Below are 13,176 nucleotides of genomic sequence, written 5' to 3'. Positions count from 1 at the left end.
CAGAGTCCTTGGACCGCTCTCGGACACCCTGCCGTACCTTCCATAACGCTGTTATCAACTCCGCTAAGGTTGCCCGGAAAGGACGGCCGAGGGTTGTCCACGCAGGCCACAGGAAGCCGAGATGACGGAGGGGTTGACGTTGATGGGTCGGCACGGGACCACAAGGTCGCACGGCGCGAAGCGTCGCCGGCGGAGCGCGGTGGCCGTCGGTGTGATCGTCGGGATGATCATGGCCGGCCTGACCGGCACCGCGACTGCGGCCACCGGGGTGACCGCGCAGAACAACCAGCGGTTGGCCACAGCACTGCTCGACGCCGTACGCCAGCAGGACTTCAAGGACGTGCTGGACACCGCGCCGCCCGACTCGCCCGCCGCACGGAAGCTCTACGCCGCCGGCACCGAGAAGTACGACGGGTCGGCCGCGCCACGGCACCGCGCCGACGTGGCGGTGCCGATCCACCAGACGCCGAACGTGGACGTGACGGTGATCGAACTGAGCCGGGTCGGCACGCCGGTCGCCGCCGCGAACGTGCTCCTCAGCCCACAACACCCCACCGGCGTGATCGTGCCGCTGGATGCCGACCTGTCCACCGATCAGGTCCGGTGGCGCGCCTGGTCCGACAGCACCTGGGACCACAACGGCGGGCAGGGGACCGTGGACGCGGTGCCGGGCCGGGAGGACGCACCGCTCGACTTCATGTCGCCGTACCCGGCGTCGGTGCTGAAACTGATGGTCGGCTACGGAGTGCTCAGGCTGGTCGACACCGGCGCCGTCCGCCTCGACGACGACTACGCCTACGACCGCACCGGCGCCCCGAACAACGCCTGCGGCCCCAACGTCACCAAGAAGATCGCAACCTTCTTCGATGAGATGCTGACGGTCTCCAGCAACGAGTCGACCTGCGCGATGATCAAGCTGCTGCACGAGCACGACGCCGTGGCACCGCTGAACCAGCACTTCGCCGACCTCGGCCTGCCGATGTTGCAGCTCAACGGCACCCGTACCGTCGACGGAGGCGGCTGGGGCGGCGTGCGGATGAACGCCCTGGACACGGCCAAGCTGCTCATGATCATCAACGGCGGCGGGCGCCTGTGGACCGCACCCGACGGCACGCCGGTCCGGCCGAACCTGCTGTCCCCCGCCGCACGCGACCACTACCTCGAGGTGCTCGGCCAACAGGCGCTCAACCAGGTGCTCTCCACCACCAACTGGTGCGGCCGCGACTATCCGGCGGCCGGCCTGCCCCAGTTGATCTCCGACCGCTGGATCGACCCGGCCACCGGCAACGTCACCGTCCCCGGCCGCGAGTACGGCCAGGACGTACGGCCCTGCCAGGAGACCGCCGAGGTGACCTTCCAGCACAAGACCGGTTACATCGACACGTCCGGCCAGGACGCCGGCATCGTCCGCAACCTGCCCGGCGCCGAGGAACGCCACTACATCGTGGCCATTCACTCCAACCTCGGCAACCGCTACATCGACGTCGACCGGCCGGCCGACCCGCCGGGCAGCTACCCGGTTCAGTACACCGAGAAGTACGGGCTCCTCGGCAAGGCCATCGACGACATCTTCGCCCGCCGGTGAAGATCACGCCGGCCGACTCCTGCCCATGATCACGACCAGGAGGACCAGTGAATGACACCCAGCAGATGTCGCCGCAGGACGAACCATCTCCACGCAGCGATCCGTATCCGCGTTCCATCGCCGGTCAACAGCGCCCACCGGATCCCGTGACCGTGCCTCGCCGCTCCCGGGCCCTCGGCGCGATCGCCTTCGTCCTCGTCCTCACGTCCCTGGCCCTGTTCACATCGGTCACGATCCAGCTGCTCACGACCTTGTCCCCGGAAGCGTTCCTGGCGAACGCCTCCGGCCTGGCGATCGCGGGAATCGCCACCGGCTGCGTCGGCTTCGGACTGTCCATCGTTGCCGTTGTCACCCGACGGGGCCGGTTGTGGGGAGCCTTCGGCCTGATCGGCAGCCTGCTGGTCCTTCCCCTGGCCTGGCAGTTCAAGTACTTCGTGGGGATCTCGTTCTGACCCCCACCGGCGGCCGGTACGGGCTACGGCTGGTCCTGCTGGTCAGCCTGACGATCGCGATCGCCACGACTGTGCTCCTTCTGGCCGATGTACCGCAACGGCTCCTGCTCGCGATTCAGTCGGAGCTCTACGGCAACGTGCCCACGTTGCGCGGATGCGACGACCTGCCGCTGACATCGGCAGTCGAGGCCGAACTGGCCAAAGAGAACCCGTTCCTGATCCGCGACGACATCTACGACGCCGGAGCCTGGGCGCGCGACGCCTGCCCCGACCGCGGGCACATCCGCGTGGACTTCGCCGGCACAGCTGCCCGGCGGGAGCTGGAGGCCTACCTGGCCCGAGCCGGCACCTGGGACCCGACCTCCGGCTGGACCTGGCGGGGCATCCCGGTGTCCCTGATCAACGTCTGAACCCACCCCGTGGAGATCAAGGCCGCCGGCTCACGGCCATCGACCGGACAACCGAACCAACCGGTACGCCGAGCGCTTGACCTCAACAGCCCTTGAAGCACCAGGACGATGATCATGAACACCCGCCGGTGGTTCAGATCGCATCGGGTCGGAACAGGGCGAGGAACGGTTCGGGCTGTCGCGGTCAAAGTGGGCAGGTCTACAGCACCGAACAGGGATCCGATGTCGGTTCACCCCTGTGGGTGATGACCAAGGAGGGCGGTGCCTGGCTCCTCGCGGCGTGCCAGAACACCGGTGTCCTCGACGACAGGGACGTTACCCCAGCCCGGCCGATCTTCGGCGAGAGCCTGAGCCCACCGAGGTGATGTCCGGAGCCGAAACCAAACTCCCACGACCCGACCCAACCACCGCATCGGGTCCGGAGGCGAAGCCCAACTCCCACGACCCAACCCAACCACCGCATCGGGTCCGGAGGCGAAGCCCAACTCCCACGACCCCACCAACCCAACCACCGCATGGGGGTCCGGGGGCGAAGCCCATCCGGGCGGGGCTTGGGGGTTGCACCCCCAAAAAACAAACCGGACGACCCCGCGAAAGGTGCCAAAGGCACCTGAGCAGGATCATCCGGAGTCCGGTGGAGCTAAGGGGATTCGAACCCCTGACCTTCTCCATGCCATGGAGACGCGCTACCAACTGCGCCATAGCCCCTAGTGGGTTTGTCCCCTCGGCCCGACCCGCCGGCCCGTGAGAACTCGGAAATACTAGCGTGCCGACCCCGCTGAGGCGAAATCAGGTCACGACTTGGGATCCAGCGGGGCGACCGGGTCCGGGACGTCGGTCAGGCCGGTCAGGTTGTAGCCCGTCAGGCGCCAGCCGAGACGGCTCCGGTCGAGGATCGCCCAGGCGCAGTTGTCCATGCCGCGGAGCAGGTTCCAGTGGTCCTCGGGGAGGCCCAGGAAGGCGGCGATGCCGAGGCGGCCGGAGAGGCCGTGCATGGCGCAGACAACGACGGCGCCGTCCGGTTCGGCCTCGCTGATCGCGGTGAACGCCTCCACCACCCTGGTCGCGACCTCGCGGTGGTCCTCGCCCGTGGCCGAGCGCCGTACGTCCTCGCCGGACTTGATCTTGATCACGGCCTCGGCGTCGATCTCGGCCAGCTGATCATGGCTGAGACCGGCCCAGCTGCCGACGTGGATCTCGCGCAGCCGCGGCTCGAAGTTGATCTCCAGGCCGGAGACCTCGACCAGGGCCTCGGCGGTCTGCCGGGTCCGGGAGAGATCGCTGGCGTACAGCGAGGTCGGGCTGTAGGTCGCGATCAGGCGGGCCGCGGTCTTGGCCTGCAGCTGCCCCAGCTCGTCGAGCGGGATGTCCTCCTGACCCTGCATCAACCCGGTGGCGTTCCACTCGGTCCGGCCGTGTCGCCAGATGATCATCCGGCTCGCGGTCATGAAGCTTCCCCCTCAGTGTCGCGTACGCTCAGCGCCGCTCGTCGATGTCCAGGTCGATCTCCGGGCAGTCCCGCCAGAGCCGTTCCAGCGCGTAGAACTGGCGCTCCTCGGTGTGCTGAACGTGCACCACGAGATCGAGGTAGTCGAGCAGCACCCAGCGCTGCTGCCGATCGCCTTCCCGGCGGACCGGCTTGGCATCCAGCTCGCGCAGGGCCTCCTCGACGCCGTCGACGACCGAGCCTACCTGCCGCTCGTTGGTGGCCGTGACGACGAGGAACACATCCGTGATCGCCAGCTGGTCCGACACGTCGTACGCGATCAGGTCGGTGCCGAGCTTGTCGACGGCCGCCTGCGCCGCGGCGCGGGTCAGCTCGATCGCTCGGTCGGTTGCAGTCATTTCGGGGTCCTCGCGAAGTTGTTCGGGGGAGCGCAGCGGAGGAGAAGAACTTCGTGGGGTGAAGTCACGATCGCCTTTCCTGCGCGGGCTCTCGATAGAGCCCGCGTTTCTGGATGTATTGCACGATGCCGTCCGGCACCAGGTACCAGATCGGCTCACCGTCGGCCACCCGCGCCCGGCAGTCGGTGGACGAGATCGCCAGCGCCGGGATCGACACCATGCTGACCCGGTCCTTCGGCAGGCCGCCGGTGATCGCCGGGTCGAGCTCCACGCCGGGCCGGTTACAGGCCACGAAGTGGGCCAGCTCGAACAGCTCGTCCACGCCCCGCCAGGTGAGGATCTGGGCCATCGCGTCGGCACCGGTGATGAAGAACAGGTCGACGTCGTCGCCGCGCTCGGAGCGCAGGTCCTTCAACGTGTCCACCGTGTACGTCATCCCCGGCCGCTCCACGTCGACCCGGCTGACCGTGAACCGCGGATTGGACGCGGTCGCGATCACCGTCATCAAGTAGCGGTCCTCGGCGCCGGACACGTCCCGGTCGGCCTTCTGCCACGGCTGGCCGGTAGGGACGAACACGACCTCGTCCAGGCCGAACCGGCTGGCGACCTCGCTGGCCGCGACCAGGTGGCCGTGGTGGATCGGATCGAACGTGCCGCCCATCACCCCGAGCCGGTAGTGCCGACCGTTCGGCTCGCCAGGATCGCGAGCCAGTCCGGTGGCCGACCGATGGTTCTCCGACACGACAGATTCAGCTGTGCTTCCGGCCCTTGCCGATGGCCAGCGTGATCAGCAGCAGAGCGATGAGGATGGCGAAGGCGAGCACGCCGAAACCCCAGGCCGGGATCGGCAACTCGGTGTGCACCTCGGTCTCGAGGACGGTCAACCCAAACAGCATGCGAGAACCTTATCCTCTGATCTGCCCGGCTCCGGTCACCACGTACTTCGTCGAGGTCATCTCGGGCAGCCCCATCGGGCCGCGCGCGTGCAGCTTCTGGGTCGAGATCCCGATCTCGGCGCCGAAGCCGAACTCGCCGCCATCGACGAACCGGCTGGACGCGTTGACCAGCACCGCCGCCGCGTCGACCTCGGCCACGAACCGGTTCGCGGCCGTCTGCGAGTCGGTGACGATGGTCTCGCTGTGCCCGGAGCTGTACCGCCGGATGTGGGCCAGCGCCTCGTCCAGCGAGCCGACCACGGCCGCGGCGAGGTCCAGCGACAGGAACTCCTCGGCGTAGTCGGTCTCGGTGACCGGCACCACCTGCTCGCCGTACGTCCGGAAACGATCATCACCGTGCACGGTCACACCGGCCTCGGCCAGCGCCTGCAGTGCCTTCGGCACAAAGGAATCCGCGATGTCGGCGTGCACCAGCAGGGTCTCCAGCGCGTTGCAGACGCTGGGACGCTGGGCCTTGGCGTTGATCATGATCCGGAGTGCCTGATCATGGTCGGCCGACCGGTCGACGTAGAGATGGCAGTTCCCGGTGCCGGTTTCGATCACCGGCACCTGGCTCTGGGTCACCACGGTCTCGATCAGCCCGGCGCCGCCCCGCGGGATCAGCACGTCGACCAGACCTCGGGCGGCCATCAGCTCGGCGGTCACCTCGCGCGGCCCGGGCACCAGCTGTACGGCGTCGGACGGCAGGTCGGCGTCGGTCAGGCCGGCCCGGAGCGCCTCGACGATCGCGGCGTTGGAGTCGGCCGCGCTGGAAGAGCCGCGGAGCAGCACCGCGTTGCCGGACTTGAGGCAGATGCCCGCGGCGTCGGCGGTGACGTTGGGCCGTGCCTCGTAGATGATCCCGACCACGCCGAACGGCACCCGGACCTGCCGGACCTGCACCCCGTTCGGGTTGGTCCAGCCGCGGACCACGTCGCCGACCGGGTCGGGCAGGTCGGCCAGCGCCCGCAGCCCGTCGGCCATGCCGGCGATCCGGTCCGGGGTCAGCCGCAGCCGGTCGATCAGGGCCGCGCCGGTGCCGGACTCCTCGGCCCGCCGGACGTCCACCGCATTCGCTTCCAGGATCGCCGTCTCCGCCTTGGTCAGGGCGTCGGCCATCGCATGCAGGCCGGCGTCCTTGGCCGACCGGTTCGCCGAACTCAGCACCCGGGCCGCGACCCGTGCCCGTTCGGCCTGCTGGGCTACCGTCATCCCGACAATTTAGCGCCTGTACGCCCTCGCCCGGAGCGACGGCCAACCTGCGATATCGGTACTACGATCGCCGGGTGCCCGAATCTCTGCGGACCGAGGAGGCGACGTCCGGCGCCGAACGGCTCACGTTCTTCAGCGACGCGGTGATCGCGATCGCGATCACCCTGCTGGCGTTGGAACTGCCCGTCCCGGAGGAGTTGACCGGCGGGTCCGGGGAACAGATGTCGGAGATGATCACCTTCTTCTCCGCCCACGCCGACGAATACCTGGCTTTCCTGGTCAGCTTCCTGGTGATCGCCATCCACTGGTCGACGCACTTCCGGGTCTTCCGCCAGGTCCGGGAGGTGAACGCGCGGCTGGTCCAGCTCAACCTGCTCTGGTTGCTGTTGATCGTGATCACGCCGTTCACGACCAAGATCATCAGCCTGGGCGAGAACAACCTGCTCCGGTTCTCCATCTACGCCGGGGCCCAGGCGCTGCAGTTCTCCGTCTTCGCGCTGCTGGTGCTGCAGTTGAGCAAGCACCGGCTGATGCTGGCGAGCCACGATCCGGCCCGGTTGCGCTCGACGCTGCATCGGGTGGTGCCGATGGCCGCGGCGTTCGCGGTCTCGATCCCGGTGTATGCCCTGGTCGGCCGCTGGGCCTTCGTACTCTGGGCCGTGGTCCCGATCGTGTCCGGCCGGATCGACGAGATCCGGATGCGCCGCAACCGCTGAGTCCGTCCACGGAGTCAGGAACGCCGTTCTCTGCAGAAGGAGCCCATCATGAAGTTCCGCGCCGAACTCGAGGCGACCGGCAAGAACACGGCCGGCTTCGAGGTGTCCGAGGAGTTCGTCGACGGTCTTGGCGGCGGCCACCGCCCGAAGGTCGTCGTCCGGCTCCAGGGGTACGAGTTCCGTACCTCGATCGCCCGGATGGGCGGCCGGTTCCTGCTCGGCGTCAGCGCCGAGCGGCGCGCCGAGGCCGGGGTCGCGGCCGGTGACGTGCTGGACGTCGAGGTGGAGCTGGACACCGCCGAGCGGACCGTCGACGTGCCCGAGGACCTGGCCGCCGCGCTGGCCGAGCAGCCGGCCGCGAAGTCGTTCTTCGACTCGCTGTCGTACAGCAAGCAGAGCTGGCACGTGCTCCAGGTGACCGGGGCCAAGAAGCCGGAGACCCGGGCCAAGCGGGTCGCCGCCTCGGTCGCGATGCTCGCCGAGGGCCGAGCCCGCTAACCGCACGGTCCCTGAGCCTGTCGAAGGGCAGGCTCAGCGCACGTCCATCACCAGCCGCCGGGCGTCCGCAGCCTGCTCTCGAGGGACCGCAGGTCGAGCAACTGTCCCTCGCTCGCGTAGTGGAAGTTCACGGCGAACTCGCGGTCACCGGCGACCCAGTCCGGCCGGTCCAGGAAGGGCTGCTCGAGCACCCGGCGGCGCAGCGGGAGGGCCGTCCACTGCCCGGGTCCGGGCTGCAGCACGACGGCGGCCGTGACCGTCTGCCGGGCCCGCGGGGCGATGAAGTCCGGGTAGCGGTCCAGGGTGAAGGCGCCGACCTCGTAGGCCCAGGCGACCTCCCCCGCGACGCTCGCGAGATAGTGCTCGGACAGTGCCCGGACCAGCACGTCGCCGGGCGTCGCGCCGTCGCCGAACCGCCAGGCGACGACGTGCGGATCGATGTCGTCGCCCATCGCGACCGAGTCCCGGTCGACGAAGACGGTGATCACCGCAGTCTCTCCTCGGCCGGCAGCAGCTCGCGGGCGAGCAGGGTGCCGGCGGCGGTCGCGATCGGGAACACGACGATCGCGACCAGCGGCAGTGACAGCAGCAGAAAGGTCGGTACGCCGAGGCCGAACACCTTGGCCCGCGCCGTCCGCATCGCGGCGCGCCGCCCGGCCAGCGTGATCACGCCGCGCCGTTCACTGGCCGAACCGATCAGCTCGGTGGCCAGCATCCAGCCGCCGAACAGGGCCGACAGGACCGCGGCGACCACGTTGCCGACCACCGGGATCAGGCCGATCCCGAACAGCACGATCGCACCGACGAGCGAGACCAGGATCAAGGCGATCGCCTGCCGGATCGCCCGGCCGATCTGGGTGCCGAGCGGCTCCTCGCGCGACGGCGGCGCGTTGCCCTCGGCCTCGTCGACGGCCTCGGAGATCTGGTCGTAGAGCGGGGCGCCGAGGGCCAGGGTGAGCGCGCTGAAGCTGATCACCATGAGCAGGATCGAGCCGGCGACCAGGGCGACGCCCATCAGGATCCGCACGGTCGTCGCCCAGCCGACGTCCCAGCCGTCGGCGAACGGCGACATCCAGAGGACGATCTCGTCGACCCGGAACAGCAGCACGATCAACAGGATCAGGAAGATCACCGAGGTGATCACCGCCGGCAGCGCGCCGAGCAGGAACAGCTTCGGCCGCTTCAGGATGATCTTGGCGCCGCGGCCGAGCAGGCCGACCCCGGCGATGGCCTCGGAGATCATCGGCCGCCTCCGACATCGATCGTCGATCCGGTGACGTACGAGGCGTCGTCGCTGAGCAGCCAGGCGATCGCCGCGGCGATCTCGTCGGCGGTGCCGGCCCGGCCCAGCGGGATCTCCGGCGCGACCCGTTCCAGGCGGCCGGGAGCATGGATCTCGGTGTCGATCACGCCGGGCCGCACACCGGCCACCCGGACGCCCTGCCGGGCCAGCTCGAGCCCGAGCCCGACGGTCAGCGCATCGATCGCGGCCTTGCTCGCGGCGTAGTCGACGTACTCGAAGGCGCCGCCGCGGACCGCCGCCCGGGACGACACGTTGACGATCACGCCGCCGGAGCCGCCATGATCAACGGCCATCCGCCGGGCCGCCGCGGTCGCCATCGCGAACGCGCCGACGACGTTGATCTCCATCACCCGTCGGACCCGTTCGCTGTCGTAGTCGACCACCGGAGCGCCCGGCGACACCACGCCGGCGTTGTTCACCAGCGCGCCGATCGGGCCGACCTCGGCATCGAGCCAGCCGAACAGCTCCTCCACCGCGCCGGGCCGGGTCAGCTCGACCTGGCGGGCGTGCGCGGTGACGCCGGCGGTACGGCAGTCGGCGATCACCTGGTCGGCCTCGGCCGCCCGGCTGGCGTACGTGATCACGACGTCGCGGCCGTCCCGGGCGAGCCGGCGGGCGGTCGCCGCGCCGATCCCGCGGTTGCCGCCGGTGATCAGGACCGGTCCGGTCACGGCTTGTCCGCGCGGCCGCTCCGGACCCGCTCCCCCTTCGCCTCCGCGGCGGCCCGGAGCTGATCCTGGAACGTGATCATCTTCTCGGTGAGGACGGGATCGCCGGCGGCCAGGATCCGGACCGCGAGCAGCCCGGCGTTGCGGGCGTTGCCGATCGACACCGTGGCCACCGGCACCCCGGCCGGCATCTGCACGATCGACAGCAGGGAGTCCATGCCGTCCAGGTACTTGAGCGGCACCGGCACGCCGACCACCGGCAGCGGGGTCAGCGAGGCCAGCATGCCGGGCAGATGAGCCGCGCCGCCGGCCCCGGCGATGATCACCTCGATGCCGCGGGTGTGCGCCGTCCGGCCGTAGTCGATCATCGCGTCGACCATCCGGTGCGCGGACACGACGTCCGCCTCGTACGCGACGTCGAACTCGGCGACGGCCTCGGCGGCGGCGCGCATCACGGGCCAGTCCGAGTCCGAACCCATCAGGATTCCGACTCGGGGCGTGGCGTCAGGCATCCGGATCTCCCATCAGATAACCGGCGGCGTGCCGGGATCGCTTCCGTACGTCGGCAAGATCATCACCGTAGGTGGTCACGTGGCCGACCTTGCGGCCCGGCTTGACCTCCTTGCCGTACAGCTGCACCCGGAGCCGGCGGTCCCGGGCGAAGCAGTGCAGCAGCGCCGACGGCAGGTCCTCGACGGTGCCGCCGAGGACGTTCGTCATCACCGTCCACGGCGACCGCGTCGTCGGGTCGCCGAGCGGCAGGTCGAGCACCGCCCGCAGGTGGTTCTCGAACTGCGAGGTGTGCGAGCCGTCGATGGTCCAGTGCCCGGTGTTGTGCGGCCGCATCGCGAGCTCGTTGACCACCACCGAGCCGTCGTCGCGCTGCATCAGTTCCACCGCGAGCAGGCCGACCACCTCGAGCTCGGCGGCGACGGTGAGGGCCAACTGCTGGCAGTCGATCGCCTGCTGCTCGGTCAGCCCGGGCGCCGGCGTCACGGTCTCGACGCAGATCCCGTCCCGCTGCACGGACTCCGAGATCGGGTACGCGACCGCCTGGCCGGACGGCGAGCGCACCGCCAGGGCGCTGAGCTCCCGGGTGAACGCGACGTACTCCTCGGCGACGATCTGGATCCCGTCGCCCAGGTTCTCGAACGGGATCCCGACCTCCGCGGCGGTGTCGATCTTCCAGACACCCTTGCCGTCGTAGCCGCCGCGGGACGTCTTCGCGATCACCGGCCAGCCGTGCTCGTCGCCGAACGCCTGCAGCGCGGCGGGGTCGGCGACCACCCGATTGACCGGGCACGGGATCCCGGCCGCGGTCAGCCGTTCCCGCATGACCGCCTTGTCCTGGGCGTGGATCAGGGCCGCCGGGCCGGGCCGGACCTGGATTCCGGACTCCTCGAGCTCGCGGAGCAGCCCGGTCGGCACGTGCTCGTGGTCGAACGTGATCACGTCACAGCCCGCGGCGAAGTTCCGTACCGTCTCCGGGTCGGTGTAGTCGCCGACGGTCACGTCGCCGACCACCTGAGCGGCGGAGACCTCGGGCCCCTCGGCCAGCAGCCGGACCCGGATGCCGAGCCCGATCGAGGCCGCGTGCATCATCCGGGCGAGCTGGCCGCCGCCGATGATGCCGACGACGAAGGGACGAGTGGGCGTTGCAGCTTCCGACACGCGGTCAGACTACTGGCGAGCGGATCCGGCGACCGAACCGCTCCTTGATGTGATCGACCGGTCAGTTCTGCAGCGACACGCCGTCAAAATGCCTGCTTTGGTGACCGGTCAGCGGATTCTGAAGATGAGGAACCGCTGGACCAGGAAGTTCACCGTGGTCGCGGCGCCCTGGCCGATCACGAACGCGATCACCTGGGCACCGACCTGCGGCAGCTCCGGCGGGCCGTAGCGCTGCACGGCCCAGAACACCAGCAGGGTCAGCCCGGTGTTGAGGAAGAACGTGATCAGGTAGAGCATGAAGACCGCGATCAGCCGGCGGGCGGAATGGGTGGCCTTGAAGGTCCAGCGCCGGTTGATCAGGTACGCGGTCGTGGTGCCGAGCACGAAGCCGACCGCCTTGGCCAGCGAGACGTTCACGCCGAGCATGGTGAGCAGGGTCCAGGAACCGAAGTCGACGATCGCGGACAGGCCGCCGGTCGCCACGAACCGGAACAGCTGGGTGCCGAGCGGCATCGGCTCGGGCCGGTCCGCGGGCTCGGACATGTCCGCCGTCCCGGAGGTCATCGGACCCACTCCGGCCGCCGCTTCTCGACGAAGGCCGCGATCCCCTCGCGCCGGTCGGCCGAGAACGCCGCGGTCCGCCAGGCCTGGTCCTCGACCTCGAGTGCCTCGGCCCAGGGCCGGTCGGCGCCGTCGCGGAGGGCCCGCTTCGCCGCGCGTACGGCGAGCGGAGAGTTGCCGGTGATCGTCCCGGCCAGCGCGAACGCCGTCGCCCGGGCCGCGCCGGGCGGGACCACCCGGTCGGCCAGCCCGATCCGGCCCGCCTCGTCGGCCGGCAGCCGCCGGCCGGTGAAGATCAACTCCGCCGCCCGGGCCGGGCCGACCCGGCGCGGCAGCGCCTGGGTGCCGCCACCGCCGGGCACCAGCCCGACCGAGGTCTCCGGCAGCCCGAAGGTGGCGTCCGCCCCGGCGATGATCAGGTCGGCGGCCAACGCCAGCTCGCAGCCGCCGCCGAGCGCGTACCCCTCGACGACGGCGATCACCGGCATCGGCAGTTCACGTACGGCCGCGAAGGCGGCGCGCAGCACCGGCCGCTGACGGCTGAGTTGATCATCGCTGAAACCCGCTCGCTCCTTGAGGTCCGCGCCGACACTGAACGCCTTGGCCGACGCGCTGGTGATCACGACGACATCCGTCACGGCGTCCTGCGCCAGGGTGGCACAGGCGACCGTGATCGACTCGGCCATCGCGGTGGAGATCGCGTTCAGTGCCTCGGCCCGGTTCAAGATCAGCTCGGTGACGTGCTCGGCGGCCGGCCGGGTCGCCACCGGCTGCGTCACGTGTCCGAGTCCCGGTCCGGAGGTTCGGCCGGCAGGCTGCCCTGGTCGTGGCCGCCGGTGCCGAACAGCAACTCGGTCATCACCACGTGCACCCGCTCGACGTCCGGCACGTCGTCGAGCACGATCGGCCCGGCGTCGGCGGCGGTCTGGATGTTGAGGGTGCCGCAGCCGAGGATCCGGTCCAGCAGACTGCGCTCGTACGAGACGTCATTGATCCGGATCAGCGGCAGGTCCTTGCCGATCTTGTTGAGGATGCCCCAGCGGGTGATCAACCGGCGGTTGGTCACCGTGTAGGTCCGGGTCAACCAGTTCAGGAACGGGATCACCGACCACCAGATGATCAGGACCAGCCCGATGCCGACGATGAAGTACTGCCCGACCGGCCGGAAGTCCATCGGGATCAGCGCAAGCCCCACCCCGATCAGGGCTCCGCACAGCACCAGGGCGAGCGCGGGCAGGATCAGTGCTTTTCCATGGGTCCGCATGTGCAGCACGACGTGTTCGTCGGCGCCCAGCAGCTTGGCCGGTAATCCCATGCCGC

The 13,176-nt window shown here is 69.8% G+C and carries 18 protein-coding genes and 1 tRNA gene; 5 read left to right on the top strand and 14 right to left on the bottom strand.

Annotated features, from left to right (window positions below):
• Positions 1 to 121 precede the first annotated feature (121 nt).
• From AC6CCG_RS05080 to AC6CCG_RS05070, 3 genes are all read left to right on the top strand, one after another.
• Positions 122 to 1,585, top strand: coding sequence for a serine hydrolase (locus AC6CCG_RS05080; RefSeq protein WP_496653381.1), 1,464 nt, complete (start codon positions 122 to 124; stop codon positions 1,583 to 1,585).
• Between the two features lie 47 nt (positions 1,586 to 1,632).
• On the top strand, positions 1,633 to 2,037 hold the full coding sequence (locus AC6CCG_RS05075; protein ID WP_496653380.1) for a hypothetical protein: 405 nt from the start codon (positions 1,633 to 1,635) through the stop codon (positions 2,035 to 2,037).
• Between the two features lie 146 nt (positions 2,038 to 2,183).
• Positions 2,184 to 2,447 (top strand): hypothetical protein, encoded by a 264-nt coding sequence (locus AC6CCG_RS05070; protein ID WP_496653379.1) that lies wholly within the window; start codon positions 2,184 to 2,186, stop codon positions 2,445 to 2,447.
• A 635-nt stretch (positions 2,448 to 3,082) separates the two neighbouring features.
• On the opposite strand, the gene AC6CCG_RS05065 is transcribed toward AC6CCG_RS05070, so the two are convergent.
• The 6 genes from AC6CCG_RS05065 to AC6CCG_RS05040 form a co-directional block, all read right to left on the bottom strand.
• Positions 3,083 to 3,155, bottom strand: a tRNA-Ala gene (locus AC6CCG_RS05065).
• Between the two features lie 86 nt (positions 3,156 to 3,241).
• On the bottom strand, positions 3,242 to 3,895 hold the full coding sequence (locus AC6CCG_RS05060; RefSeq protein ID WP_496653378.1) for a histidine phosphatase family protein: 654 nt from the start codon (positions 3,893 to 3,895) through the stop codon (positions 3,242 to 3,244).
• 28 nt (positions 3,896 to 3,923) lie between these two features.
• Entirely contained in the window at positions 3,924 to 4,292 is a 369-nt protein-coding gene (rsfS, locus tag AC6CCG_RS05055; protein ID WP_496653377.1) for a ribosome silencing factor, read from the bottom strand.
• A 64-nt stretch (positions 4,293 to 4,356) separates the two neighbouring features.
• A complete protein-coding gene (gene nadD, locus AC6CCG_RS05050) occupies positions 4,357 to 5,034 on the bottom strand; it encodes a nicotinate-nucleotide adenylyltransferase (protein WP_496653376.1) in 678 nt (225 codons plus the stop codon).
• Between the two features lie 7 nt (positions 5,035 to 5,041).
• Positions 5,042 to 5,188 (bottom strand): hypothetical protein, encoded by a 147-nt coding sequence (locus AC6CCG_RS05045; protein ID WP_496653375.1) that lies wholly within the window; start codon positions 5,186 to 5,188, stop codon positions 5,042 to 5,044.
• Between the two features lie 9 nt (positions 5,189 to 5,197).
• Positions 5,198 to 6,439 (bottom strand): glutamate-5-semialdehyde dehydrogenase, encoded by a 1,242-nt coding sequence (locus AC6CCG_RS05040; protein WP_496653374.1) that lies wholly within the window; start codon positions 6,437 to 6,439, stop codon positions 5,198 to 5,200.
• A 74-nt stretch (positions 6,440 to 6,513) separates the two neighbouring features.
• Between AC6CCG_RS05040 and AC6CCG_RS05035 the strand changes: the two genes are divergently transcribed.
• Positions 6,514 to 7,155 (top strand): TMEM175 family protein, encoded by a 642-nt coding sequence (locus tag AC6CCG_RS05035; RefSeq protein WP_496653373.1) that lies wholly within the window; start codon positions 6,514 to 6,516, stop codon positions 7,153 to 7,155.
• 48 nt (positions 7,156 to 7,203) lie between these two features.
• On the top strand, positions 7,204 to 7,653 hold the full coding sequence (locus AC6CCG_RS05030) for a YdeI/OmpD-associated family protein (RefSeq protein WP_496653372.1): 450 nt from the start codon (positions 7,204 to 7,206) through the stop codon (positions 7,651 to 7,653).
• Between the two features lie 47 nt (positions 7,654 to 7,700).
• Here AC6CCG_RS05030 and AC6CCG_RS05025 read toward each other — a convergent pair whose 3' ends face one another.
• The 8 genes from AC6CCG_RS05025 to AC6CCG_RS04990 form a co-directional block, all read right to left on the bottom strand.
• Complete coding sequence (locus AC6CCG_RS05025) at positions 7,701 to 8,141, bottom strand: hypothetical protein (RefSeq protein ID WP_496653371.1); 441 nt, start codon at positions 8,139 to 8,141, stop codon at positions 7,701 to 7,703.
• Positions 8,138 to 8,896: an EI24 domain-containing protein gene (locus AC6CCG_RS05020; protein WP_496653370.1), complete on the bottom strand. Its 759-nt coding sequence runs from the start codon at positions 8,894 to 8,896 to the stop codon at positions 8,138 to 8,140. Before AC6CCG_RS05020 ends, AC6CCG_RS05025 begins: the two co-directional genes overlap by 4 nt.
• Positions 8,893 to 9,627, bottom strand: a complete 735-nt coding sequence (locus AC6CCG_RS05015) for an SDR family oxidoreductase (RefSeq protein ID WP_496653369.1) — start codon at positions 9,625 to 9,627, stop codon at positions 8,893 to 8,895. Before AC6CCG_RS05015 ends, AC6CCG_RS05020 begins: the two co-directional genes overlap by 4 nt.
• Positions 9,624 to 10,136 carry a 5-(carboxyamino)imidazole ribonucleotide mutase gene (purE, locus tag AC6CCG_RS05010; RefSeq protein ID WP_496653368.1) on the bottom strand — a complete coding sequence of 171 codons (513 nt, stop codon included), beginning with the start codon at positions 10,134 to 10,136 and terminating at the stop codon, positions 9,624 to 9,626. The genes AC6CCG_RS05015 and purE overlap by 4 nt, the downstream gene beginning before the upstream one ends.
• On the bottom strand, positions 10,129 to 11,295 hold the full coding sequence (locus AC6CCG_RS05005) for a 5-(carboxyamino)imidazole ribonucleotide synthase (protein ID WP_496653367.1): 1,167 nt from the start codon (positions 11,293 to 11,295) through the stop codon (positions 10,129 to 10,131). Before AC6CCG_RS05005 ends, purE begins: the two co-directional genes overlap by 8 nt.
• Before the next feature lie 108 nt (positions 11,296 to 11,403).
• Complete coding sequence (locus AC6CCG_RS05000) at positions 11,404 to 11,838, bottom strand: GtrA family protein (RefSeq protein WP_496653366.1); 435 nt, start codon at positions 11,836 to 11,838, stop codon at positions 11,404 to 11,406.
• A gap of 17 nt (positions 11,839 to 11,855) precedes the next feature.
• Positions 11,856 to 12,635, bottom strand: coding sequence for an enoyl-CoA hydratase/isomerase family protein (locus AC6CCG_RS04995; protein ID WP_496653365.1), 780 nt, complete (start codon positions 12,633 to 12,635; stop codon positions 11,856 to 11,858).
• A complete protein-coding gene (locus AC6CCG_RS04990) occupies positions 12,632 to 13,171 on the bottom strand; it encodes a PH domain-containing protein (protein ID WP_496653364.1) in 540 nt (179 codons plus the stop codon). Before AC6CCG_RS04990 ends, AC6CCG_RS04995 begins: the two co-directional genes overlap by 4 nt.
• Positions 13,172 to 13,176 lie beyond the last annotated feature (5 nt).

The organism is Microlunatus sp. YIM B11417 (genome assembly GCF_059617205.1).
This window is presented reverse-complemented; position numbering and strand designations above follow the sequence as displayed.

What these genes read in the sequence shown, in the direction of transcription:
- AC6CCG_RS05040 (WP_496653374.1), bottom strand. Translation starts at nt 6,439, where the DNA reads ATGACGGTAGCCCAGCAGGCCGAACGGGCACGGGTCGCGGCCCGGGTG.
- AC6CCG_RS04990 (WP_496653364.1), bottom strand. Translation starts at nt 13,171, where the DNA reads ATGGGATTACCGGCCAAGCTGCTGGGCGCCGACGAACACGTCGTGCTG.
- AC6CCG_RS05000 (WP_496653366.1), bottom strand. Translation starts at nt 11,838, where the DNA reads ATGTCCGAGCCCGCGGACCGGCCCGAGCCGATGCCGCTCGGCACCCAG.
- purE (WP_496653368.1), bottom strand. Translation starts at nt 10,136, where the DNA reads ATGCCTGACGCCACGCCCCGAGTCGGAATCCTGATGGGTTCGGACTCG.
- AC6CCG_RS05020 (WP_496653370.1), bottom strand. Translation starts at nt 8,896, where the DNA reads ATGATCTCCGAGGCCATCGCCGGGGTCGGCCTGCTCGGCCGCGGCGCC.
- AC6CCG_RS05030 (WP_496653372.1), top strand. Translation starts at nt 7,204, where the DNA reads ATGAAGTTCCGCGCCGAACTCGAGGCGACCGGCAAGAACACGGCCGGC.
- AC6CCG_RS05060 (WP_496653378.1), bottom strand. Translation starts at nt 3,895, where the DNA reads ATGACCGCGAGCCGGATGATCATCTGGCGACACGGCCGGACCGAGTGG.
- AC6CCG_RS05080 (WP_496653381.1), top strand. Translation starts at nt 122, where the DNA reads ATGACGGAGGGGTTGACGTTGATGGGTCGGCACGGGACCACAAGGTCG.
- AC6CCG_RS05045 (WP_496653375.1), bottom strand. Translation starts at nt 5,188, where the DNA reads ATGCTGTTTGGGTTGACCGTCCTCGAGACCGAGGTGCACACCGAGTTG.
- rsfS (WP_496653377.1), bottom strand. Translation starts at nt 4,292, where the DNA reads ATGACTGCAACCGACCGAGCGATCGAGCTGACCCGCGCCGCGGCGCAG.